Genomic DNA, 24,102 nt, shown 5'->3' on the forward strand with positions numbered 1-24,102 from the left:
ACAATGCTTTGAGGAGCACTGGAATTCTGAGCGAGAACGCCTCAATCTCCTACGCCGAAAATACAGATCGACCTTCCTCGCGCCAGCCACCTCCAAAATGCGATCGGCAATTAGTCGCAGAGCGATCGGGAAGGCCAAACTTCAACTCAAATCAGACTCGGGCGGCTCCGGATCCGGCTCTGGCGGGGCAGATTCATGCCTTTGCCGCTTCAACTCTGCAACTTTTTCTTGAGCTACATCCCTGACTTCTAGAGCTTTATCTTGGAATTTTTCCGCCAGACTTTGAGCGCCCCGCTTCACGCCTGCCACATTTTTGAGAGTTCTGTCGAAATCTTCGTGTAAAAACTCTGCTACCAGACCGACTTTTTTGTGCAGTCCCTCCGCGTACTGCACTGGCTCGGATACAGCAGCTTCAGACACGATCGCCCGCTTGCTGCCGATCGTCGAAATAGCTGCCACTGGTAGCAAGTAAATCCCGTCTAAAACGCCGCGCCAGCCGCTCGATTTAAACAGGTAGTGGATAACTGTACCTGTCCGGGAATCAAATAGGTAGTCAACCACCGTACCTGCCTTATTGCCAGCGTCCGTGAGCACCTCAAGCCCGATCGGACACACAGCTTGTTCCGGCTGATGCAATTCCGGCAGTTCCGGGTTAATGGTGACAAAAACATTTTCGCCCACCGTATCAACTTGCGCCCAAGCGAACCAAGTTTTTTTGCTGCCCAAAAGTCCCGACTTGCAAGTAAAGCCGATCGCCCGCTGGGAGTGAGGATCGAGCCAAAGTCGATCGACCCTGCCGACCTCTTCCGCTGTTCTGCGGTCGATCGTGCGGCGGTTGAGCAGTTCGCTGCGCCTAACAATCTGTTGTGATGTACTCATAAATAAACTCCTGAGTGCCGCCTTTGAAAAATTTCGATCGTCCAAAGAGGCCGATTTAATATTCTTCTTCCGAATAATGGCGAGTATTGTCTGCCTCCGTTAAATCCTCCTCTTCCCTGGAAGTGCCAACTTCTTTTTGGTCGGGAACAGGAATCGTGCTAATTTGCGCGCCGCCCGAGGGAGCGTGAATTTCCTTAGCCTCCCTTGGCTTGACGCTAATTTGTCCTAGCTGGACTGAGGACTGATTGGGGCCGACGTTGATTTGAATTTTCGGACCCGAGCGAGCCAAGTGAACGATCAGACCGTCCACAACCGGAACCTTAGCGATCGGCTTACCATCGAGGTAAGTGCCGTTGGTACCTAAATTGATCAGTTCCCAAGTTATGCCGCTGCGCCGCAATTCGATGTGGCGACGAGAAACGACAGCGCTAAAAAGAACGACCTGGTTTTCGGTCGATCGCCCGATCCGGACGACCTGCTCGTCTTCAAAGATCCAACTGCGGACGGGTATAGACTGGAGTGGATGTAGCAAGGTCAGCTTAATCACATTGGCAGCATTGAGTTTTGGTAGAGCGCCTCAAGATGCGATTTTAGATTTTAGACTTTCGATCGCCCAATCCAAACTCGATCTAAGAGATTTGAAATAAAAACGTAACCAGGTCTCCTTTGCCCAGAGAGATGCGGTCTCCCGGTCGCAACCGGTGCCGGTTTCCCTTGGGCAGCGGAGTATTGTTGACGTAAGTACCGTTGGAACTGCCTACATCTTCTAGGTAGCAAGCATCTCCCTCCACCCGGAGATTTGCGTGTACGCGAGAAACTATCTCAGAATTAGCAAATCCGGAAACATCAATATCCGGCGGCACTAAGTCATTTGGCTTGCCTATGTGAACCACAGACAGACTGTGAGGCAATTCCATCGGTGTATTTGTCTGAACGTGTAGCAGGCGCGCCGACTGCTGTTGCAGTTGAGTTTTAGCTACACCTGGCTGTGGGGCCGAAACCGGGGGAGAGGTATTTACTGGTTTTGCCACTGATTCAGTTGTAACAGGAACCGAGGGCGAAGGCGGGGGCTCTGGAATCGTAGGAATGCTGGCGGGAGTTTTTTCCAAGTTGGGCCCATTATTTAGGGTAACTAGAGGTTCCATTGCCATCAGGGGTTCGCTTGGCGGTAAATCCGGCACCGGTGACGATACCACTGTGGGGCCCACAGGCGAGGGGGACGGTACTGTCACCTCAATTTCTGGAACTATGGAACCCGGGCGCAAGTTAAAGCCGCACTGACCGCAAAACGCTGCATCTGTCTGAACAGCAGCACCGCAGTTCGAGCAACTTGCGGTAACAGGTAAAGGCGTGTAGCAAGCCTCACACTGGCTGGCCCCGTCGGGGTTCTGGTGATTGCAATTGGGACAGACAATCATCGATTTCTCCTTGCTATCGGCCAGATTTTCAAATCAGCCTCATAAAAATAGTCGTGTATATGGTCAAATTTTAACTTTAACCGCCACAATTCTTATATTGCTTCGCTAATACTAGCAACTGAGCTGACGCCGTGAGGTTGGCGGTGATGGGGAAGATTGAGTTAGTGATACTGCTGGCTGTGTTGGCAGTGGGCGGATATATCTGCTATTTTACTGCTTCGCCAGCAGCCGCATCGAGCAACCACCAAAGTTCGCCCTCTGGTTGAACGAGTCTGGCTGGATAGGTCATTTCATCGGCTGCGGGGGCAAAAATTTGAGCTAGGGCAGGTTGTTTGCTGGCTCCTGCCACCATGAAGAGGACGCACCGGGCGCGGTTGATTAAAGGGACTGTAAAGGTGATGCGGGGTTGACCGTCTTTGTTGCCGACAGTTACTAGGGCGTCGCGGACTTGCAAGGCTGCTGTGCCGGGAAATAGAGAGGCTGTGTGGGCGTCGTCCCCTATGCCCAATAGAATGATGTCGAAAGCAGGAAACTCGCCCTCCGATACTTTGAAGAACTGCTGCAATTCGATTTGGTGCGCCGAGGCGTCGGCTGCGGGGTCGCCGGCGCCTGTGGGCATGGGGTGGATGTTGCTGGCGGGGATATTTACTCGATCGAGCCACGCGAGGCGCGCCATTTTTTGATTGCTGTCCGGGTGTTCTGGGGGAACGTAGCGTTCGTCGCCCCAGAAAACGTGAATTTTGTCCCAAGGCAGGTCTTGGCCCGAGAGCGCTCTGTAGAGCGGTTCGGGTGTGCTTCCGCCCGCTGCGGCGATCGTACAAACTCCGCGTTCTGCTATGGCTTCTGAGATTTTCGACAGAACAATCTCAAGCGATCGATCTATTAGTTCTTCCCGATTTGCTAATACTTCTACTACTTTTTTCATCAATTTCCTCTCAACTTTCCTTGGGTGTGGTTCTCAGCAATTGCCAATTTTGCCTTAACATTTTGCTTTGAGGTCGATCGGCTGACACGCCCTGCAGGCTCAACACCACGTCCCGTCAAATTTTATCATCTTATGCCCCTTGATTTGAGGAAAGCAAGACATATTTCTACCAGTGCGTTATGGATTTTCATCTGTTGCATTGATCTTTCGCAACTTTCAATCAAAAGTCCGATCGCACTGCAAGCATCTCTGCAGAGAGTAAAAAGCGTTTTTTGGGAGTAGTCCCGCACAGCAAAGTAAATACATATAGCGAGACATCGCACACGGACAGTAAAAGCACAACGGAGATGCTCCCGATCCCACTTACCCCGGGACAGCAAAAATAATCAAGATTGATGTGGTAGAGTAGGAAAAATAGTTTTAAATCCGCACGCTCGGATGGAAGCAAAACTATGTCAAGTTTTAAGCGATTTCCTACATCTGTCCGCTATTTGATAGCGCGGTTGCGCCACTGGTCGCAACCGGCGGTTTGGGCACCGTTAGCGGTGCTGTGTGCGGGGGGGGTATTTATCTGGGAGGTCTCTGTACATCCAGAAAGGTTGAGCATAGATGGCGAAGAAGAAGCAGCCTCAAACAATGCAGCTTCGCTGCCGGGGCTGTCTGCGGAAGATAGCGCCATTGCGGCTGAAATCGACAGCTTACCAGTGCTAGTCAATCAGTTAAATCGCTCTAATTCAGAGTTCGGTTTGTTAAATTCATCAGTAGTCAAAAGCCAAGGTTTATTTGAGGAAATTCGCGATCGGGGCTTAGGAATTCCTCAGCCATCTTCAGCCTCAAAGCAGGTAGCAAGTCGCAGATTTTTGCCCTTGCCAAATTTAGCAAATCCTGCTGTCGGGGCCGCAAACAATAACCCGCAAAATTCTAGCTTGGCAAGTTCAAACGCGACATCAGCTTTGAGTTTATCTGGCAGTGGAGAACCCATTTCCGGAATGAAAACGATCGAGCCTGCGTCTAGGGATACAGCGACAGCAACTTTATCGCAGGCGTCGAGTGGTGCTAATTCAGGCAAACAAAACGAAAATTCTCTTCCTTTGAGTCCGCTGCAAGCAGCTATGAAAAAATACGTCGTTGCTAACACTGCTGCAACGGCGGCTGCGGCTCAGAAAACTGCAGACTCGGCTAAATTGCTCGATCGACCGGCTGCGGCTGCGGCTGCGGCAAATGCGGCAAATTTGCTCCCAACTACCGCTACAGCTCAAGCTGGAGCAAATCCTGTGAATGTTCCCGCAGCACTTCCCCCACTTGCGGCTCCGACAAATACAGCGATCGAGGAATCTCAAGAATTCTTAAAGCCGACAGCTACAGTCCCTGAATCATTTCCTGGGTTAAATTCCAGAGTGCCGAACCTCCCCGAAATTAATGCAGGGGCTGCAACGGTGGCTTTGCCGAAAAATCCCTACCAAACTAATTTATCTGGTTCCGGCTTCGCACCTGAAGTTCAACCTGCTGCACTTCCAGTAGCCATACCTTCGCCAACACCTTTACTTCCCAATGTCGGTCAATCCCCCTTTCCGAGTACGATCGGGGGAAGCAAGATAATTAGCCCTCAATTCTCTCCCAATTCAGCGAATTCTCAATTTCAAACAGCTCCACCAAGTCAGCTTAACTTGCCGGAGCAGCCTAACTTTGGAGTTGTTCCCCAAAACACAAATCAGGGCGTGCAGCCCATTCAACCTCAACCTTTTTCTACACCCCGTTCGCTGCCTCCGGGACGCTACATTGGCGGCGGCGAAATCAATACTTTTTCTAATCCTTAAATTAAGGAAGTTCGGCAACAAAAACCATAAGCCCAAGCGCATCTAAATTTTACAGTCAAGTTTGATGACATTCTTGTGGGGTGTCCCGCCCGCCCGAAAAATACAACGAAAGATGCCCGACAGCTTATATCCATTCCCAATACTTAGGCTAGGCGGTTCCTGAGCGAAGTCGAAGGGCAGTACAAGTTCCAAATTACCCATTCCTAATGTTATTGGTAAAACTTACCTAGAGGCTGCCCGCACCAACAACAATCCCCCGATTCCCAAGCCAAACATTATCGGCAGCCAAGCCGACAGAATTGGAGTCAAAACAGCTTTCACACCCATAGAACTGGTGATGAAAGAAAATACGTAGTAAGCAAAAATCACAACTACGCTAATACCAAAACTCGTTCCTCTGCCGGAGCGGCGCGGTTGAGTTCCCAAAGCGGCTCCCACTAAACCAAATACCATGCACACGAAAGGAAAAGCATATTTTTCTTGAATTCGCACCTTTAATTTGCGAATTTGCGGTTCGTCACCACTGTTTTTAATGATATCCAAACGCTCTAAAGCTTGGGCAATGTTCATTTCCTTGAAATCCCGCACTCTCGCAGCTAAATCTAAGGGCGTGCGGGGGAGTTGCAACTGCTGGTGTTGAAACCTAACTATATTGCGGTAAGAGCCATCAGGAGCTACTATATAAGCGGTTCCGTTGAAAAAATCCCAGGTATTTTCTGAGGGATTCCAAGTAGCGGATTCTGAAGAAACGATTTGATTGAGGCCAGGGGTGGAGCGATCGATAATTGTTAAACCTTTCATTCGCTGGCCGTCAAACTGTTCTGCATAAAAAAAGCGGGCCAGGGTTTCGTCGCCACCTTTTTCTGGTTTGCGAAATTCTGTGTAGATAATATTTCTATCTTGAAATATCGGTTTTTCTCGCTTCAGGGCTCTGTCTAAAGTCACAGTAGCTCTGTAGCTGGCGGCGGGTACGACTAACTCTTGCAAACCAAAGGTGAAGCCGGCAACAATTAAACTCATAATCACTGCGGGCAGTATTAATCGGTAAACGCTAACTCCGCAACTGCGGAGGGCGATGAGTTCGCTGTCGCTGGACATTCGGCTGTATGCCATTAACGTTGCTAGCAGCATTGACATGGGGAAAGCCAATACTACGAAGTAGGGAATTTGCAGCAGAAAAATTTCTAGGGCTGCGCCGTAGGGGAGGCCGGATTCTGTTACTCTGCGGACTAATTCAAATAAGGCTCCAACTGTGACGGCGACGGATGTAAAGAGTCCGACGCCAAAGAGAAATGGCCCGATTAGTTCTTTGGTAATGTACCAGTCCATTACTGAAATTCTCGGCAGCCAGTTGATGGGATTCAAAGAATTGGATATTGCTATTTTCATAGTGGCGCGTTGTCGCAGATGGCTCCTCAATCTAACATCTAAAATCTCAAATTCGACCGTTTGCCGAATGCATTCAAAAGACTATCGCACGAAGCTGTCGCCCAAGTAATACTGCCGCACTAAAGGGTTGCTGTATAGTTCTTCTTCAGCCCCGGAGGCTAAAATTTGGCCGTCTCGCATGATGTAGGCTCGATCGGTAATTTCGAGGGTTTCTCGGACGTTGTGATCGGTGATGAGGATGCCGATTTTGCGATCGCGCAGTTTGGCAATAATGGTTTGAATTTCGTCTACGGCGATCGGATCTACGCCTGCAAACGGTTCGTCTAATAATAGGAACATCGGCCCGTCTCGCCCAGCGGCTAATGCTCTGGCCAGTTCAGTCCGCCGCCTTTCTCCCCCAGATATTTGAATTCCCAAACTGGATGCTATTTTTTCTAAGCGAAATTCTTGCAATAGGAAATCAACTCGATCGCGCCATTCCCAGCGCGGCACTTGAGTTTGTTCTAGGACTAACAAAATGTTGTCGCGCACGCTCATGTTCCGGAAAATGCTTGCTTCTTGAGCGAGATAGCCAATTCCCAAATGCGCTCGCTGGTGCATCGCCAATTTAGTGATGTCTAAATCGTTTAGCCAAACAGTGCCTTGATTTGGTTTTTCTAATCCGGTTGCTATGTAAAATGTTGTGGTTTTGCCGGCACCGTTGGGGCCGAGCAGTCCTACGATTTCTCCTTGGCTTACCGAAAGATTGACGCGACTGACTACATTGCGTTTTCCGTAAGATTTGTGAATATTTTCGAGTACAATTTTCATTTTCGCCGAGGCAACCTCTACAAGCTAAATTTCAGACTGCGGGTTTGTGCGATCGAGTCTCTAATTTAAATTTTACCTTTTCACTTTTGTTAGTTTTATAAAGACGAAATTTCGCATCTATCCCAAGTAGTATGTTTTGGCTGAGGCGAAATTTCGCTGCTGCGAGCCACTGTTACCGGGGGGCTGTAGTTGGACGTTGGGAGCCAACTGCATTTTGGGCTGCCGCATCTTGTTCCGGGGCAACCAGATAGACAGATTCTACCTGTCCTGGGTTGTCTGGCAGGGCAATAAACCGCCCTTCGTCGATGAGGTATGTTATGGTTTCGCCGCGCAGGCTGTTGCCCTGCTGCAATACGTAAACATCTCCGCTGAGAATGATCCGGCGCTCGCGGCTGAAATATTGAGCTTGAGCAGCAGTTGCTTGTATTTGGCGGGCTGGATAGTTGATTTGGACGTTGCCGCGGGCTGTCACGATGCCGGTTTTGGAGTCGGCTTCTTGAATGTCCGATCGCACGCTGAGAGTGCGGGGCGGCCCGGCTTGCGGGTAGGTGGGAGAGGCGATCGCGCCTGCCAGAGTCAGGGGCAACAGCAGCGATAATCCTTTGAATATTCGGGAATTAAGTAGTTTAGCGGAGGGCATCATAACTTACAAGCCTCAAAATTTGTGAAATTGCTGAAGGGCACGATCTCCAGTTAGGTATTTTATCTTAACGGCCAGAAAGATTTTCGCGCTTGTCGATCGATTGACCCGAGAGTCTCAACCAATTATCCTAGCAAGACAACAGCGAATTTAATTGGCTATTTTGCTGAGTGCCTGCAACTTTCTTAAGCGGGAACGGGCAAAATGCTCGTTCCACAGCCAATCAATCTGCTTGTACAGCGCGCAAGAAAGCCAGCCCTCCTCTGTGTAAAAGCCAAGTCTGCTGCACACCCTAATACCAACATTTATTTAACCTTTATTTAACTTTTTGGTACTTTGATAATTCGCGGCAATTGTAAGCCTGTCACTTCTCTACCTGCGAACAACTGTACAAATTTAGCTACTTCTTCCGGGCCAGCTTGTTGCAAAGCGCTCAAAAGTTTAGCACTTTGTCCGAGCAACTCTTCAACGGCAATTCCGGCATAACTCGGCTGATAATAACTGAGCCGATTTATTCCTTCTCCCAGCAAGATTACCGCACCGCGCCAGTTTTCATTTCCTAAGTGATAAAGCGCGACCGCAATTTGCAATATTCCCTGATAAAACCTTTTTTCCGGCTCGCAGGCTTCCATCCACAAAGCCTCTAAAGTATCGTGACAAGCGTAAAATTCTTGGCTGTTAAACTGTTCGATACCTTGCCAAAATTCGAGCGGGATTTCCTCTGTCATTCGATTGGAGATTCGGGATTTTCGATGGCGGATGTGTGTTTGAGTAGGCGGCGATCGATTTCTTTTAAATAGCTAAGTCTTAAAAATAGGAAAAATAACGACCTGTTTTCAAAACTCCTGCCATTTCACGACCGCCTACTTAACCGATTACATAGTCTCTCTGACAGCTTGAATCTGATCCATTCCTATTTCCTGATTAGTTCCAGCGAAATCGTTATCTGGCGTCAGAAATAACATACAGTGACACTCTTTGCGCTCGCGCATGGGAATGCAGGGACAGTTCCAGTAGGCGGCTTTTACTTCGGCTTCTTTATCTTCGTAATGGCGACAAGGGCATAAGGGAGCACCTAGTTCATCCTTGTGTTTTGCTAGTCCTTCTATCACGACAGCAGTGACGGAAGGCTCGGAACAAAAGTATGTTCCCGTGCGCTTGGCGTAGGTTTCGGAGAAATTCTTCATCGCCTCCAAAGTTTTTTCGTTGGAGAGTTTAGATTTTTCTGTTGTGTTCATAGTTTAGGATCGGAGTTGAGGATGCTACGAGCTTTTGACAATTGTAGCGCAGAATGTGATTTTAAACACTTGTATATTTCTGTTTACTTACAAGGAAGAAAACCTTGACAAACATTGATTTTTAGGTTGTTGGTTTTTTAGTGGTTTTTCTCTATCCCGGACGGTGCGGGAAACGGGCTGCAGACCTGGTTTTTGGAGCAGACCAAAAATTTGGGCCATCGATCGCCATCAAAAATCATCCCCCAAACGGGATAAAAATCGGATAAGATAGCCCAGCGCTGTCCCTATTAGTGCCATCGCAGAGCACGCTCCATTACCGCACCCGCAGTAAAAAATCTCCTTCCTTTGGGCTGATTTAGCCCGCTGACACCGAGTTAGTCGGATTAGTGTTTGAATTGACCCCCCGCACTGCTAGCTATCTGTACGCGCAGTAGGCTATAGGTTTGCACGCTTGGTTTTGAGGTCAAGTACACCAAACTGACCCGGATTTATCGAAACTTTTGCACGATTAACAGTCAGAAAAAGCGTTTAGTATTTCGGGATTGCAAGGTGATTTGCTCCCCGGCGGCAAAGAATTCCAGCTTTTAGGCGATCGAATTTATCGCTGGTACGTAACAGGACTTTCAAAGCGAGTAGTGCAGTGGCTGAGTCAGTGGCTGCAAAATTTGCCCCAAGAGATTGATTTGCGAAATGCTCCGCTGCTAATTCGCTCTTGGGATATGGCTTTTGCTCCCACAACTTACCAGCAATTATTAACAGCAGAACCCCCATTGTCGCCAACCATTAAACTTTGTTTTGTGACTCCTACAAGCTTTCGTAGCAAAGGCCATCACTTCCCTTTGTCAGTTCCCGAAAATGTTTTTCACAGTTATTTGCGCCGCTGGAATAACTTTTCGGGGGCAAATTTTGACCAAGCAGAATTTTTGAATTGGATTGATGAAAATGCAATTATTAGCCGCCACAAATTGGAGTCGCAAAAGGTAGCGGCGGGCAAAAAAGGCATGGTAACTGGATTCACTGGGGCTGTCGAATTTGGGCTAGGGCGATCGGCTCACAATCGCCCTGATTTTGTACAATTATTTTATGCTTTGGGGCGGTTAGCGCCTTACTGCGGCACTGGCCACAAAACAACTTTTGGATTGGGACAAACGCGAGCACAATGGTTGACAGAAGCGCTCCCTGAAGTGTCGATACAAAGCATATTGGCGGCGCGAATAGATGAATTGACACAGAAGTTTATGGCGCACAAAAAGCGTACAGGCGGAAGTCGCGCTGCTGAGATTGCTGAAACTTGGGCGACGATTTTGGCGCACCGGGAATTGGGGGAATCTTTGTTTGATATTGCTGCTGATTTGGAAATGCCTTATGAAACTGTGAAAACTTACGTGAAGTTGGCAAGAAGGGCTTTGAAAGTTGAGGATTAAGGTTAAATTGATTTACTGGTTCCCAGGCTCTGCCTGGTAACACAGATCCGGAGGCTCTGCCTCCAATTTTCCTCCGCAAGCGAGGCAGAGCCTCTTGACATCGATTCCCAGGCAGAGCCTGGGAACCAGTTAAAGGAGGAGAAGATGATTTATTTGTTAGCGTTTTGGGTAAATAGGTATATGTCGTCTCGCTGATATTTTAGTTGAAATTGAGGGGTGTTTTTTAGTTGAGTTACTAAGTTATTAACAAAATCTCGATCGCTCATCCAGCCAGGATATCTAAGATTCAGCAATACATAATCAAATTCTGCGAGATTTGCAGGCGGGGCGTTAGCCAGAGTTAATTTTACTACAGGGCGGTGTGCTAAGTGAGGAGCAATCTGAGCATTTGTTAAAACACTACCTTTGGTGTTGACGAGAGCGATGGCTTCTCTGGTAGCGGGCAAAGTGTCGCTCCCATTCAAATAAATAGTCCAAAAATAGCCGTATTTCGCTAAAGCTAAGAAAGTTATCAACGACCAAATTACAATGACTCTAGGCAATGGATAGTTAGGAAGTGGTAATCTATCAAATATTGTCTTTCCCTTTTGCTGATTGCTATATGCTAAACTGGAAATTACGGCCACCAACAAAAACGGCAATATCGGCACAGAATATTGATGAATTAAATCCCGCTGAGCGGGGATGTCGGAAAGAATATTCATCCCCAACATCGGCACAGCACTAATTAAAGATGACAGATGACGCGGGGACAGCCACCAAATTATTGGTAATAGCAATAACGCTAAATATTCAAAAGTCTCTAAAGAAAACAAACGCTCTAAAACTAGGTTTGGTTTGAATATTAAATTAATAGCAATTTCAAAAACCGAGTTTCCCAAATATTGATATCGCCCGATTCCCGCGTGTTCTCTTCCCTGATTAAAATACGGTATAACTGCCTGAGTAGCTACCAGGAACCAACCCGCGCCTAGAAATAGAGCTATGAGCCCACAATTGCGTTTTTTGTCAAAACACAACAGCCACAAACCCATCGCAGCCACAGTTAAAGATAGCACGGCTTTGCAGCTCAAAACTAATACAATAGCAGCACAAAACCACAAGGTTTTATTCAGCCTCGCGGCTAAGATTGCTGCTAGCAGTGCTGGCAAAGCAATTACTTCTGGGTGGAAGTCGAAGAGATTGACATTAAATACTGCGGGATAAAGCAGATATACGGCTGAAATTGCAATTGCTTTTCGTTCGTTTAATCCCGCTTGACGTGCCAAACTCCAACTCGGCCAAGCACCTAAAGCTAGGGAAACAGCTTGCACTAAAAAAAGCCAGTGAACATCTGGATAGATTTTGTAAAGTACAGCTAGTGGATAGAAAATAAAAGCGGCGTGATCGCCCCAAATATTTATTGCCATTAAAGAGGAAAATGGCGTTTGATTTTGGGAGATTAAATAAATTGCTTGGTCAAAAATTGCTAAGTCGAATGCAGTTGACTGAAACAAAGCGTGCCGCGCGCTGCTGGCGGTAAATAAGACTATCGTTGTCACGACAATCATTAAAAATACTGGATGAGATTTTAGGGATTTTAAAGTGAGCATTTTATTGGTTTAATCAGCAATTCGTTTAAATAGCAGGACTTCGTTTTTTTGATAAGTTAAGTGAAAATCGGGAGAGTTTTTAAGTTGATTTGCTAAGGTATCACCAAGTTTTTCAGTATCAGGCCAGGGATGGCGCAGGTTTAATAATATGTATTGAAATTTAGCTAAATTTGTTTGGGGCGAAATTTGTGAAAGCAATTTTACTATTGGGCGGTGGGCAAAGTGAGGGGCAAGTCTATTATCTGTTAAAATACTGGTTTGAGGTTGAACTTGCGCGACTGCTTCGCGTGTAGCTTGCCAGGTATCTAGTCGATTTAGGTACAAATAAAAATCTTTATATTCGCCCAGGAATAGGAAAATTATTAACGACCAAATTATCATGATTTTTGGCAATTGAATTCCCAGCCAAAGGTTAGAAATTCTGAAATTTTTAACTGGTAAGTTTGACAATTTGCTATGGGAAATTTTGGACCAAATTACATCGGTCAAAAAATGTTGCTTATTGGCTTTATCCTCTTCTTTTTTTTCTCTTATTTCTTCCCTCTTCCTTATTTCTTCCTTCGCGATAACTGCTAACAATAAAAATGGAATTACAGGCACTGAATACTGATAGGCTAAGCTGCGTTGAAATGGCAAGTCAGAGAGGATATTGATTAGCAGGGTAGGGAGGGCAGGAATTAGCGCTGTTAAATATTGTAGGCGTAGTTTGCCCGAGAATGGCAATAGCAGCCAAATCACAGGTAAGGTGAGGAGAAATAAATATTTGAATGTATCGAAGGAAAGGATTTTTCCTAATACTAACTGTGGCTTTAATATGAGATTGATGATAATTTCTACTACGGATTTGCCTAAATAGCTGTAGCGCCCGACTCCAGCGACTTCGCTGCCGCTAAAAAAGGGGATGATTTTCTGGGAAGCTATCAAAAACCAAGCTGCACCGAGCAAAAGTGCGATCGCCCCGCACCGTTGCTTTTTTTCGCAAAAAAATAGCCATAAACCCATAGCAGCAACGGTTAGGGACAAAACCGCTTTGCAACTCAAAACTAACAGAATAGCGGTACAAAACCACACAATTTTATTTAAACGCGCCGCCAAAATTGCTGCCAAAAGTGCGGGTAAAGCGATTACTTCCGGGTGAAAATCAAATAAATTGATGTTAAATACCACCGGATAGAGCAAATAAATTAATGCGATCGCACGGGATTGTTCTTGATTTAAACCTGCCAAACGCGCTAAACTCCAGCTAGGCCAAGCGCCCAGGGATAATGCAACTGCTTGTACCAACAGCAGCCAATGCACATCCGGGGAAATTTTGTACAGCCAAGCTAGCGGATAATAGATTACCGCTGCGTGATCGCCCAAAATATGAATCCCCATTAAAGAAGAAAAAGGCCTTTGGTTTTGGCTAATCAAGTAAATTGCTTGGTCAAAAATTCCCAAATCGAAAGCTGTTGATTGGAATAAAGCGTGCCGTAAACTGCTACACAAAAAGAAAATTGTCGCCGCAGTAGCGATCGCCCAAACCAAACTCGACGGTAGCTGCGATCGACTTTCCTCTATATTTTCCGCGATCGAGACACTGATGTCCTCACTCGAATCAGGAAAATTTTCCCTATTCTGCATGAAATCTGGCACTAACTGACCACTCAAAATATGATTCCCTCGAATGTGCTTTCCACGCAATAGTTAACCGCTAATTTTAATCCCCGCAATCGTAATATTAGAATAGCCCAAAAAACATTAAACAATTGTGAAAGCAATAACTCTTCTCGGCTCCACAGGCTCCATCGGCACTCAGACTCTGGATATTGTAGCTCAATACCCCGATCAATTTCGGATTGTCGGGTTAACCGCCGGACGAAATGTAACGTTGCTGGCCCAGCAAATTCGCCAGTTTAGACCGGAGATTGTCGCGATTTGCGACGAAGATAAATTACAGGAATTGAAGGAAGCGATCGCAGATCTAGACCCTCAACCTATTTTACTTGCTGGCGAATCAGGCGTTGTCGAAGTTGCCCAATACGGCGACGCTCAAGCCGTCGTCACCGGCATAGTTGGCTGCGCCGGTTTGCTGCCAACAATTGCGGCTATCAAAGCAGGCAAAGATATCGCCTTAGCCAATAAAGAAACATTAATCGCAGGGGGCCCCGTTGTCAACCCCTTAATCGAAAAATACGGCGTTAAAATATTGCCGGCTGACTCGGAACATTCGGCCATTTTTCAGTGCCTCCAAGGTGTTATGGTTGGGGGGTTGCGGCGAATTATTCTCACTGCTTCGGGCGGTTCTTTTCGAGATTTGCCGATCGACAAATTAGCAGGAGTAACAGTAGCCGATGCTTTGAAACATCCGAATTGGTCGATGGGGCAGAAAATCACGATCGATTCTGCTACTTTGATGAATAAAGGATTAGAAGTAATTGAGGCTCATTACTTGTTCGGAATGGATTATGACGACATTGATATTGTCATCCATCCTCAGAGCATAATTCACTCGTTAATTGAGCTGCAAGATACCTCAGTTTTGGCGCAATTGGGCTGGCCGGATATGCGATTGCCGCTGCTTTACGCTTTGTCTTGGCCGGAGCGAATTCATACAGATTGGGAACGGCTGGATTTGGTAAAAGCTGGGGATTTAACTTTCCGAGAACCAGACCACGAAAAGTATCCTTGTATGCAGTTGGCTTATGCGGCGGGACGTGCGGGCGGTTCGATGCCTGCGGTGCTGAATGCGGCAAATGAACAGGCTGTAGCGCTGTTTTTGAGTGAGAAGATTCAGTTTTTGGATATTCCGAAGTTGATTGAGAAGGCGTGCGACAAACATCAAGCCGATAACTGTGAAAGTCCTGGTTTAGACGATATTTTGGCAGCGGATAGGTGGGCGCGGCAGGAAGTTTTGGCAGATAGTATGGAATTGGGCGATCGTATTCTTTCGGTTCGCTAATTGTATCAGCAGACTTGCACTTACCCACAAGCCCTAGGAGTGAATTAATTCCCCGTCTCATAGAAGACAGTCGGTTGAAATTGAGATATTGCACCATTTTCAATAAGGCTTTTATGAACGGGATCTCCGGCCCGTTCCACAAAGAATGAATTTCTTGTGGAATAGGCATCTTGCCTGTTGCTGATAATGCTACAACATCTCAGTTGAAACCGACTGCCAAACCTTGATAAATATCCAGTCCTCTTTCAGAGGACTTTAGCTATGAGACAGGGGTTTTTAACCCCGGGCGGACTATGCCAAAAAGTTCAAGATATCAGCTAAAGCCAAATCAAAGTTTTGCCATCTCATTCTTCAGTCCCTTGATAAAATAGAGCTATGATACCAATTTTTTATGAGGCCCCGTAGAATCCGATCCCCCCTAGCCCCCCTTAATGGGGGGGACAAGATTCCGATCTTTCGTCCCCCTTCTTAAGGGGGATGCGAGGGGGATCGAGATATGTCCAACTTCACATTAAATTGGTATGAGTCCCATTCCTAGAAGCAACCGATGCAAACTGAAACCAAATCAATAGTATTTGAACTGAATCAACTAATTGTCCCCCCCGGCAATAAAGTGCAGTTACAAAACGTTAGCTGGGAAATCTACTCGTCTATCCTAGACGAGTTAGGAGAAGGTTACGCCATTCGACTTACTTATTACAAAGAAACACTGGAAATCAGAATGCCATTACCCAAACATGAAAAAGCTAAGTCATTGATTGGCGACTTCGTTAAGTTAATGCTGGAAGAGCTTAATATTGATTGTGAAGTTTTAGGTTCCACTACTTTCAAAAGCAAAGATATGCAGAGCGGCGTAGAACCTGACGATTGTTTCTACATTCAGAACCAAGCTGCTGTCAGAGGCAAGGATCGAATAGATTTAACAGTAGACCCGCCTCCGGATTTAGCGATCGAGATTGACAACTCCTCACAAACCGCTTTAAACAGCTATCAAGCTTTGAAAGTGCCGGAACTTTGGAGATATGACGGGCGAACCCTGAAAATCTATCTGCTTCAAGAGGGAAAATATACTGAGTCCGATACTAGCCAAAATTTCCCCGACTTTCCCATTATTGATGTAATTCCCGAATATGTCGATCGCAGCAACACCGAAGGCAGAAGCCCAACAATCAAAGCATTTCGAGCTTGGGCAAAAGAGCAACTACAAATCAAAGACTCCTAGGGGCGGGTTTTACTAATTTTTGACTTTCGCCGCAAAATCAGCGGCACTCATCTTTTCGTACATTTCAAAAGGTTGGTGAATCCAAGGATTATCGGCTAAATAATCTACATAATAATCAGGCTTTGCAACAGAACAAGCCTTGTACCAGAGTACAGCAGTCCGAATTTCCTGAATATCCTCGCCGTAGCGACTCTTCAGCCAAGCGATACCTTGCTGCAAACTAATTCCCGAATCCACCAAATCGTCAACCAGCAGAATGTGGCTGCCCAAATTATCGCCCACCATTGTTAAATCACGCGCAAACTCGATCGCACCCCGAACTTTTCCCTCGGCCCCACCATAGGACGATGCCGCTAAAATCGCCAGAGGTTTGTCGAAAATCCGCGACAGAGTATCCCCAACCCGCAGCCCTCCCCTCGCCAGACAGACAATTCGATCGAATTTCCACTGAGATTCATCAATTTTTACAGCCAAATCCTCAATTTTTCGATGGTATTCAGACCAAGAAACGTAAAGGTCGCTCATGCCTAATATTATTGACATATCAAAGATATTATTAAATATTTTGGGGGAAATGACATGGATGCAGACGAACTTCTCAGACGGTATGCAGCCGGAGAACGGGTGTTTCACAAAATAGACCTGAGCGGTGCCAATTTGTCAAGGACAAATTTGCGCGATATTGACCTGAGTCAAGCTAGTTTAAAGGGTGCAAGTGCGATGGGCATCACCCTTTACAGAGCCAATCTGTATCAAGCAGATATCAGCCAAGCCAACCTCTCCCAAGCCAACCTCATGTCCGCTAATTTTGGCGAATGCGAGGCGGTGGGAGCGAACTTGAGCGGAGCCATATTGCGGAGTGTCCTGTTCAGCGGGGCAGATTTAACGGGGGCGAGTCTCAGGGGTGCAGACATGAGAGATGCAAACCTTCAGCGGGCAATTTTGATTCAAGTTTATGCAGTTAACGCTAACTTCCAAGGTGCAAACTTGACAGAAGTAAAACTTTTCGGAATCAACCTCAGCAAAGCAAATTTAACCGACGCGAACTTAACACAAGCTGATCTCAGCCGTGCTAACCTAACTCAAGCAAATCTGAGTTGGGCAAATTTGACGGAAGCAAATCTCGAAAAAGCGGATTTCAAGGGAGCCGATTTGAGCGGAGCTAACTTGAGCTGTGCAAATCTCCATCTAGCAGATTTGAGCGGAGTTTCCCTTAAGGGAGCAAATCTCCGGGGAGCAAACTTGCATCAAGCTTCTTTGCGCGGGACAAATTTGAATGAAGCGAATCTGAGAGAGGCGATGATGCCTGACGGCAAAATCTCTGAATAAATAAGCTGGGAAAATAGAAGTTAAAACAGCAGGGTGCCTGTGGCGCACCCTACATTTATGCTAATGCCTGATTTTTTTAAGGGATTTAATTCTGCCTTCAAGTGACAGTGCATTTAAAGAGTAGTGGCAAAAAATTTAGAACCGAGTTTAATCTACAACTTTCAGCCAGCCGCGGCGAACTGCGTGGAGCAAGCGGTTGATGGCTGTTTGATCTTCTTCGGTAAGACTGTCATTTAACAGGGCTGTCTTGAGCTGTTGTCGGTGAGTGGGAGTCAGCAGACCGGAGTGATATACCTGAAAGACTAGCTCTGCAATAGTAAATTGAGGTAAAAACGTTTGGGTAATCATCTGTTTTTTTTGTTTGAACTCACTTTTGATAGTATTGACTGATTTTCCCAATATTTATGTGATTCAACTACGCGACTAAATGTGATCGATTTGGTCTTAATTAGTGATTTGTGTCAGTGGGACTTGGGGATCGGATCTTTCCTCGATCGCCCTGCAACTTGAAACGCCAACCCCGTCCCGATTCCTCGCTTTTGGGAACTCCGAAATCTCTACTGTTTGTCAAGAGACTGTGACAAATCTATTAATATTTATCTATTAATAGATTACTAATGACTGCTAGCTAAATCGCTTGGCTTAATTCAACGTAAAACTTTTACGGTGTTTATAAACCCGCTTTTACTTACATTTACTTAGTTTCTTGGTGTGGTCTTTGTTCCGTAGATATACTTAATAACCCGCCAAAAAACCGATACAAGTTTCCGACAGGAGCGGCCACCGATCCAAAATTTTAAGCTCTAGTTCATGCTCCCAAATTCATCTGTGAAGTTAATCTAAAATCTAAAATCTAAAATCTAAAATCGACTGGCTGCTTCAAATCAAAAATCCCGGCTTCTTCAAGAAACCGGGTTCGAGCTTTTCGATCGAAGTACAATTTTTTTTGGAGAGTGTTAATGCAGCGACCTACTCACGAAAATCTTATTGTTGGCAAAGCTTGACAGGAGAGAAAGTAGAAATACTCATCTCAACTTCTTGTGTGAGAGGACTAATCGGAAATCCTGACCCATCCGCGACGGATGGCGTGAAGCAGGCGGTTTACTGCATCTCGGGCATCTTCGCTGAGAGCACTTTCGCACAGTGCGTGCAGTCCGTGGCTTTGAGTGCGAGTCAGATTGCCTGAATGGGTGACTTGATAGAACAGTTCAGCGATCGCGCGATCGGATTTTAAAGTCAGAGCTTGCATGAAATATCGTTGAACTCGACAATTGTAGTATCGAGGATTTGAGAAAAGAGTAGGGTGATTGCAGTCGGCTAAGCTGTGCGATCGTTCTTAGCTCCATTTGTGACCGAAGTCTGCGAGTATACGTGAGTTAAATCACAGAGAACCAAAGACCTCGATCGCATAACCTGTCATTGCGGTGGTAGCCTCAAGGTTTGACTAAACCTCGAAAATTCCTGAGCGCAAGACTTTTAGCCCCCCAGGGCCGCTGCACAGCGGGAGTGCGCCCCCTCTACATCCCAGGCTCTGGACTCGGAGAACTGTGAAACTTTGGGTTTTAGACACTTGCAGCTTGCACCACAGGGCCTAAAGTTGCGATCGGCGAGCCACACCCTGAGATACAATATTTATAAATACTTCTATCCCATCTCTAGGCAGGCAAGTAAAAAAATGATAATGATTAGCTACTTTTCGATTGCCTTAATCGTTTTTATTGTTTGGTTCAAAAGTTTTTGGAATGATACTGCGACATCTAAAAAAGACGTCATCTCTTGGATAGCATTAATAATCGGCCCTCTGTTTTGGCCTGTTGTTCTGCCCCTATCCCTTTTGCAAATTACCAGCAAAAAGTCTGTTGTAAAAACTGCTCAATGCGAGCAAGAATTATAATAAATTGTGGAAGTAACTGGCTTAAACCAAGTCGGTTATCTCGTCCTAAATGATCCGGCGTGCATCGCTCCTCGCAGCGAGTAAATCATCTTGTTTGATGGTTATAAAAATGCAGTTATAAGGTAGAATTAAATAAAAATCCTGAATCCTAAAACAGTATTTTTTTACCGCTCCAAATTCTGCCTTCTGCTTTTCGACCCCGCCCAAAAACGGATACAAGTTTCCGAGAGTAGTCGCCAGCCGGCCAAAATTTTCGACTCTTGTTCAAGCTCCCAGATTCATCTGTGGAGTAAATCTCAAATCTCAAATCGTTCGACTGAGCGCGACTCCACTGATATCTCGCCTAACGTCTCACGGCAAAGTATCAAATCGACTGACGCCTACTTTTCTTCTGTAACATCGTGATTTAATGGTGTCGCTGAGTCAAAATTGTCAGACCCAAATAGTCGGACAGCGACCGCAACATTTTTTTACTCAAAGATTATCTGCCACCTCAACCAAGCTCAAAATTAATCTGCAACGTAACACGGCCTGTTGCTGGCAAAACTATAACTTAAGACATATTTTTTCCTTCTGCTGACCAACTTAAGAATTTTTATTACTTCCGGTCACTGCGCACCATTAATCGAATTTGGTAAAATCCTTACTTAGCCTTAAAAAAAGCTAGACGCCTTGCCCTGTAACCTTTTACATCTCAATTTTTTTAAAGTGCAGCAGCTCTAACAAATAAATTGTAGAGTTCGTTTGCGCCTGAATTGCCTAACTCTTACCGCAGTTAGATAGACAATTAAAGGCAGAGACTGCAATATGAAATAGGCAACAACAACTGTTTCAAATCTCAAGTACGATTTATTTTGGGCGATCGGGCATCACGAGTGTATAACGCGAGCAAGCGAAATTTTTAGAGGTGCTGGATTTTTGGGTTTGGGAACTTCTCAAAAAAAAGTGCCGTCACTGTATCCACATTCGCTATTTGCATAAAAAGTAGGAGTAAAAATGAACGAAGTGTCTGAGAAACCAATTTATAGAATTCTTAATCTAGTATCGCTGCTAGCGCTGAGCTACTATGCAGCTACTTCCATCAATTATATGTTCGAGAGCGACGCTCACATCTACAGCTACGACAGCCAGAGCAATTCCAACGCGTCAACAGCGCAACTAGAAGCACACCATCGGAATAAATAGTAGAGCTTTTCTATGAATGCCGAACCAAATTTCCTGGAAATCGCTAATTGTTAATTAGCAGCTCGAAGTTAACAATTAGCAATCAAATATTTTGTGATAAGTTAATATTTTTACTGACAGCTATTTGCCATCAAATCTACTACAAAAATTAACTATGTATTTGGTTCTAAAAATAGACCAGAGTGATGAAAACAGTTCAAAGCATTTTCATCAGTAATAGCATTAAGAGCTTTAGTAATCGCTTCATCAAGAACATTTGAAGTTTGAGCTGCTTCAGAACCGAGAATTACTTCGATTTTTGACCAACACAACTCGATGGAAAATAAATTCGGCGAGTAGGGAGATAAGCATTTCACTTGAACTCCGACAAATTGAATCAAACTTTCGACGGCTTCGGCATGATCGACAGGTAAATTATCCCTAAATACAATTGCGCCAACCCATAACGGCGTTGCATATATTGATAATCATGATCGAGGAAAAACAGGGAAATATTTTTGATGCTGGTGCTTGAGATAAAAAAGCAACAAACGAATTGAAAGTTGCAACATCTCTTGAGACTTGGAATAACATAAGGTCTTGCGATGTAACCCGCGCCAGATAATGTCTTAATCTCGTGTTGTCTCCTTCCACCCTTGTCATATAAGTCTTGCAAACAATATGGTCTTCAGAGTTGATATATTTTGGGTAAACACAATAGCCCTCAGTGACCCAGAAATAGCAAGACCAATTTTTACTCATCCTCCACAAAGCCACAAAAGTGTCACTGCTGCTATCCCCTAACGTCCAAGCAAGAATGCCCTCAGCAAAATGATTTACTGCTGTCTATACAAGGAGCTTGTTTTTTTTGAGCCAACAAATGTCTGGAGTTCGTCGATTTCGCCTACTTCTGCTATGGTTTCAACTGCCTCAGTTTCAGGTAATCGTCCCCCTGTTTCTTTGACCCAGTTGATGATACTATTGTGGCTGATACCAGTACAACGCTCCATTTGTCTCGCGCCATTACAGTACATTAAAGGAGCAAATTTGTTTGGAATCCTCAGAATATCCACGCTCACTATAGGTTTCGACAAACTGGCGATTGCATTGCTTACATCGATAGCACTCTTTTCCGTATTGATGTCCATTTTTAACTGCATCTTCACCGTTGTATTTGGGGCATTGCATTTTTGAACTTTGAACAACTTTGCCTTTATTATGCCACTCCACATTTTTCAATATCATTATGAATATATGCAACGCCGCATATTTTTCTGTTTGACACTGTGTCCCGAACCAAGAGACAATTAATACCTTTTTAGATTTGAGATTTGAGGTTTTAGATGGGGAAGGATTGAGGACGGAGTTTGGAGCTTACGAGCAGTTGCATTCTGTTTATAAACTGGTACAAGATGCGCAGCAGTTTCTTCTCAGCTTTGACCCCGCCCAAAAACGGATACCAGTTTCCGACAGGAGTCGCCAGCAGCCCAAAATGTTAGATCTTTGTTCAACCTCCCAGATTCATCTGTGGAGTAAGTCTAAAATCTCAAATCTCAAATTTAAAATCGACTGACAGTACCGTCACCACTCTACCGGCCTACCGTTCATCTCAACTTCCCAACACAAGCGCTGCATTGTCAGATTGTCGGGATGGATGCGGCTCATGGCTGCAATGACCTATTTGGGTTGAAAAACCGGGTTTTTCAGCCAAAATCCTGGGTTGAGTGCGAGGGATTTCGGTGGAAAAATCAAGGTGATGAGCCTCAAGAGTCCGTCGGGGATTGTGTTGGGACGCACTTTTGATTGAATGCGGCCTCCAGCGTGCGCGGGCTTGCTTTGAAAGCTAGCTAAAAAATTTTGATTTCTGGGGAACTATTGGCGAAAATCAAAAGTCTGGTCAACTACAGTGTACTTAAAAGTCGCAACTCAGTTCCAGCCCGATTCCGGGCGATCGAACTTCCCGGCGATCGACAGTGCCAAGAAGGGCCCGGTGCGATTTCTCAATCTTGAGAGCATACTCCGATTAAAAATGGTTTATGTGTATTTCCCGGCTATTGTTTTAAAAATGACTAGCCGCATCGAAGCTCAGTATGGTACACTCACAAACGTTTAGCTGAAATATTTTGGTGTTAGAGGAGGGAGGGAGTGGTGGAGTCGAGAGTCCACAGCAGGAAACAACCGATATTTGCTGCTCAAGGAATACAGGATTCAACTTGCGATCCCGACCTCCTTACGGACAATTTAAATTACATGACAACTTATGGCAGCCGGGTCAATTAGGGTCTCAACCAATGTCCGGTTTCGTTGGCTAAAAGCTTCAAAAAAAATAGTTGTACTCATTTGAAAAATAGGGTGCTGCTCCACCCGAATTTACGCCTGTGGACAAGTAGGAGCCGACTCCCTTGGTAGAAGCAGGAAGCAGACCCTCTAGAAACTACTTCTAGTTGAATGGTGGAGCTTAAATAAGCTTAGCCAGGTTTTGTATAGCAGAGAAAAGTGTATTGTAGAAAAATGGTTCATCCTTTAGGAGGAGTGTAAATGACACAGGTAACTAATCCAACACAGCCGACAAGTTCTACTCAAAACGCTGGGGGCGGACTTGATATTATCGGCGGCTCCAACGCTAGCAGGTTGAACGGTACTGCCCAAGCCGATATCATCCTGACTTTTGGGGGCGATGATGTTATCGCCGGTGGCGATGGCAACGACCTGATTGTATCGGGCGGCGGCAATGACAGTGTCGGCGGCGGCGGCGGCAACGATACCATCCTTTCAGGCAGCGGCAACGATGTGGTCGCTGGTGGCAGTGGCAACGATGTCATCTTTGGCGGTAAAGGGAATGACCTCGTAGACGGCGGCGATGGCGATGACTTGGTTTCTGGCGACAGAGGCAACGACACCGTACTCGGCGGAGGTGGGAACGATACAGTCTATGGCGGCCAAGGCAACGATGTTGTCGGCGGCGGCGACGGCAACGACAGCCTGTTCGGCGGTAAAGACAACGATACTGTCGATGGTGGCTCTGGCAATGACTTTATCACTGGCGACAGAGGAAGTGATGTCCTGACGGGTGGTGCTGGCAGCGATACGTTCTACTTCTTCTCCAGCGGTGGCGATTATGGCGTAGACACGATTACTGACTTTACCCCAGGCGAAGATAAGATCCGCTTGAAGCAGGGCGGTGTGTTCTCTGGTTTGGGCAGCAGCTTCGACGCCACCGAGTTTGTAGTCGTTTCTGGTTTCAACGCAGCTACCCCAGGAGCAGGCACGACGAACAAGTTGATCTACGACCCAACAAGCGGTGCGTTGTACTTCAACGGCAGCAACGGAGTGCTAACTGTTGCTCAGTTGCAGACTGGTCTGACAATTACCTCGAACAGCTTCGAGTTGTTCTAAAACAAGTGGCAGTTGTGGGGCAGC

General features: G+C 45.9%; 22 protein-coding genes and 2 pseudogenes. 8 read left to right on the top strand and 16 right to left on the bottom strand.

Going from position 1 to position 24,102, the window contains the following annotated elements; genetic code table 11:
* Nucleotides 1–141 precede the first annotated feature (141 nt).
* The 4 genes from QUA78_RS09250 to pgl all read right to left on the bottom strand — a co-directional run bounded on the left by QUA78_RS09250 (nt 142) and on the right by pgl (nt 3,222).
* Nucleotides 142–879 (bottom strand): PRC-barrel domain-containing protein, encoded by a 738-nt coding sequence (locus tag QUA78_RS09250; protein WP_333299910.1) that lies wholly within the window; start codon nt 877–879, stop codon nt 142–144.
* Between the two features lie 55 nt (nt 880–934).
* Nucleotides 935–1,411, bottom strand: coding sequence for an FHA domain-containing protein (locus QUA78_RS09255; RefSeq protein ID WP_445302445.1), 477 nt, complete (start codon nt 1,409–1,411; stop codon nt 935–937).
* A gap of 97 nt (nt 1,412–1,508) precedes the next feature.
* Nucleotides 1,509–2,297: an FHA domain-containing protein gene (locus QUA78_RS09260; RefSeq protein ID WP_333299912.1), complete on the bottom strand. Its 789-nt coding sequence runs from the start codon at nt 2,295–2,297 to the stop codon at nt 1,509–1,511.
* Nucleotides 2,298–2,502: 205 nt separating this feature from the next.
* Entirely contained in the window at nt 2,503–3,222 is a 720-nt protein-coding gene (gene pgl, locus QUA78_RS09265) for a 6-phosphogluconolactonase (protein ID WP_333299913.1), read from the bottom strand.
* Between the two features lie 452 nt (nt 3,223–3,674).
* On the opposite strand from pgl, the gene QUA78_RS09270 reads away from it, so the two are divergent.
* The gene (locus tag QUA78_RS09270) at nt 3,675–5,039 is read left to right on the top strand and encodes a hypothetical protein (RefSeq protein ID WP_333299914.1); all 1,365 of its coding nucleotides are present in this window, start codon (nt 3,675–3,677) and stop codon (nt 5,037–5,039) included.
* 222 nt (nt 5,040–5,261) lie between these two features.
* Here QUA78_RS09270 and QUA78_RS09275 read toward each other — a convergent pair whose 3' ends face one another.
* The 5 genes from QUA78_RS09275 to QUA78_RS09295 all read right to left on the bottom strand — a co-directional run bounded on the left by QUA78_RS09275 (nt 5,262) and on the right by QUA78_RS09295 (nt 9,116).
* On the bottom strand, nt 5,262–6,428 hold the full coding sequence (locus QUA78_RS09275; RefSeq protein ID WP_333299915.1) for an LptF/LptG family permease: 1,167 nt from the start codon (nt 6,426–6,428) through the stop codon (nt 5,262–5,264).
* 81 nt (nt 6,429–6,509) lie between these two features.
* On the bottom strand, nt 6,510–7,238 hold the full coding sequence (gene lptB, locus QUA78_RS09280; protein WP_333299916.1) for an LPS export ABC transporter ATP-binding protein: 729 nt from the start codon (nt 7,236–7,238) through the stop codon (nt 6,510–6,512).
* Between the two features lie 172 nt (nt 7,239–7,410).
* Entirely contained in the window at nt 7,411–7,881 is a 471-nt protein-coding gene (locus QUA78_RS09285) for an LptA/OstA family protein (RefSeq protein WP_333044586.1), read from the bottom strand.
* A gap of 317 nt (nt 7,882–8,198) precedes the next feature.
* Nucleotides 8,199–8,606 carry a DUF309 domain-containing protein gene (locus tag QUA78_RS09290; protein WP_333299917.1) on the bottom strand — a complete coding sequence of 136 codons (408 nt, stop codon included), beginning with the start codon at nt 8,604–8,606 and terminating at the stop codon, nt 8,199–8,201.
* A gap of 147 nt (nt 8,607–8,753) precedes the next feature.
* Nucleotides 8,754–9,116: a ferredoxin-thioredoxin reductase catalytic domain-containing protein gene (locus QUA78_RS09295; RefSeq protein ID WP_194012549.1), complete on the bottom strand. Its 363-nt coding sequence runs from the start codon at nt 9,114–9,116 to the stop codon at nt 8,754–8,756.
* Between the two features lie 530 nt (nt 9,117–9,646).
* Here QUA78_RS09295 and cas6 point away from each other — a divergent pair.
* Nucleotides 9,647–10,540 (top strand): annotated as a pseudogene (gene cas6, locus QUA78_RS09300) (CRISPR-associated endoribonuclease Cas6); the annotation flags it as partial.
* A gap of 149 nt (nt 10,541–10,689) precedes the next feature.
* On the opposite strand, the gene QUA78_RS09305 reads toward cas6, so the two are convergent.
* Both QUA78_RS09305 and QUA78_RS09310 read right to left on the bottom strand, forming a co-directional pair.
* Nucleotides 10,690–12,132, bottom strand: a complete 1,443-nt coding sequence (locus tag QUA78_RS09305) for a DUF2079 domain-containing protein (RefSeq protein WP_333398735.1) — start codon at nt 12,130–12,132, stop codon at nt 10,690–10,692.
* A gap of 9 nt (nt 12,133–12,141) precedes the next feature.
* Nucleotides 12,142–13,755 carry a DUF2079 domain-containing protein gene (locus tag QUA78_RS09310; RefSeq protein WP_333299960.1) on the bottom strand — a complete coding sequence of 538 codons (1,614 nt, stop codon included), beginning with the start codon at nt 13,753–13,755 and terminating at the stop codon, nt 12,142–12,144.
* Between the two features lie 127 nt (nt 13,756–13,882).
* Here QUA78_RS09310 and dxr point away from each other — a divergent pair, with 127 nt between their 5' ends.
* Entirely contained in the window at nt 13,883–15,073 is a 1,191-nt protein-coding gene (gene dxr, locus QUA78_RS09315; RefSeq protein ID WP_333299919.1) for a 1-deoxy-D-xylulose-5-phosphate reductoisomerase, read from the top strand.
* Nucleotides 15,074–15,620: 547 nt separating this feature from the next.
* Nucleotides 15,621–16,295 carry a Uma2 family endonuclease gene (locus QUA78_RS09320; RefSeq protein WP_333299920.1) on the top strand — a complete coding sequence of 225 codons (675 nt, stop codon included), beginning with the start codon at nt 15,621–15,623 and terminating at the stop codon, nt 16,293–16,295.
* Between the two features lie 12 nt (nt 16,296–16,307).
* On the opposite strand, the gene QUA78_RS09325 is transcribed toward QUA78_RS09320, so the two are convergent.
* On the bottom strand, nt 16,308–16,820 hold the full coding sequence (locus QUA78_RS09325; RefSeq protein ID WP_333299961.1) for a phosphoribosyltransferase family protein: 513 nt from the start codon (nt 16,818–16,820) through the stop codon (nt 16,308–16,310).
* Nucleotides 16,821–16,874: 54 nt separating this feature from the next.
* Here QUA78_RS09325 and QUA78_RS09330 point away from each other — a divergent pair, with 54 nt between their 5' ends.
* Nucleotides 16,875–17,624, top strand: coding sequence for a pentapeptide repeat-containing protein (locus QUA78_RS09330; protein WP_333299921.1), 750 nt, complete (start codon nt 16,875–16,877; stop codon nt 17,622–17,624).
* Nucleotides 17,625–17,771: 147 nt separating this feature from the next.
* Here the strand turns inward: QUA78_RS09330 and QUA78_RS09335 are convergent, their stop codons facing one another.
* Both QUA78_RS09335 and QUA78_RS09340 read right to left on the bottom strand, forming a co-directional pair.
* The gene (locus QUA78_RS09335; protein ID WP_190744389.1) at nt 17,772–17,972 is read right to left on the bottom strand and encodes a hypothetical protein; all 201 of its coding nucleotides are present in this window, start codon (nt 17,970–17,972) and stop codon (nt 17,772–17,774) included.
* Between the two features lie 703 nt (nt 17,973–18,675).
* On the bottom strand, nt 18,676–18,873 hold the full coding sequence (locus QUA78_RS09340) for a hypothetical protein (protein WP_333299922.1): 198 nt from the start codon (nt 18,871–18,873) through the stop codon (nt 18,676–18,678).
* A gap of 1,641 nt (nt 18,874–20,514) precedes the next feature.
* Here QUA78_RS09340 and QUA78_RS09345 point away from each other — a divergent pair.
* On the top strand, nt 20,515–20,703 hold the full coding sequence (locus QUA78_RS09345) for a hypothetical protein (protein ID WP_333299924.1): 189 nt from the start codon (nt 20,515–20,517) through the stop codon (nt 20,701–20,703).
* 152 nt (nt 20,704–20,855) lie between these two features.
* Here QUA78_RS09345 and QUA78_RS09350 read toward each other — a convergent pair whose 3' ends face one another.
* Both QUA78_RS09350 and QUA78_RS09355 read right to left on the bottom strand, forming a co-directional pair.
* Nucleotides 20,856–21,083 (bottom strand): hypothetical protein, encoded by a 228-nt coding sequence (locus QUA78_RS09350; RefSeq protein ID WP_333299925.1) that lies wholly within the window; start codon nt 21,081–21,083, stop codon nt 20,856–20,858.
* A gap of 87 nt (nt 21,084–21,170) precedes the next feature.
* Nucleotides 21,171–21,870: pseudogene (locus QUA78_RS09355) on the bottom strand (IS1 family transposase).
* A gap of 687 nt (nt 21,871–22,557) precedes the next feature.
* On the opposite strand from QUA78_RS09355, the gene QUA78_RS09360 reads away from it, so the two are divergent.
* Nucleotides 22,558–22,692 carry a hypothetical protein gene (locus QUA78_RS09360; protein ID WP_333299926.1) on the top strand — a complete coding sequence of 45 codons (135 nt, stop codon included), beginning with the start codon at nt 22,558–22,560 and terminating at the stop codon, nt 22,690–22,692.
* A gap of 528 nt (nt 22,693–23,220) precedes the next feature.
* On the top strand, nt 23,221–24,078 hold the full coding sequence (locus tag QUA78_RS09365) for a calcium-binding protein (RefSeq protein ID WP_333299927.1): 858 nt from the start codon (nt 23,221–23,223) through the stop codon (nt 24,076–24,078).
* Nucleotides 24,079–24,102 lie beyond the last annotated feature (24 nt).

This window comes from Microcoleus sp. K4-B3, assembly GCF_036704615.1.
GTDB lineage: Bacteria > Cyanobacteriota > Cyanobacteriia > Cyanobacteriales > Microcoleaceae > Microcoleus.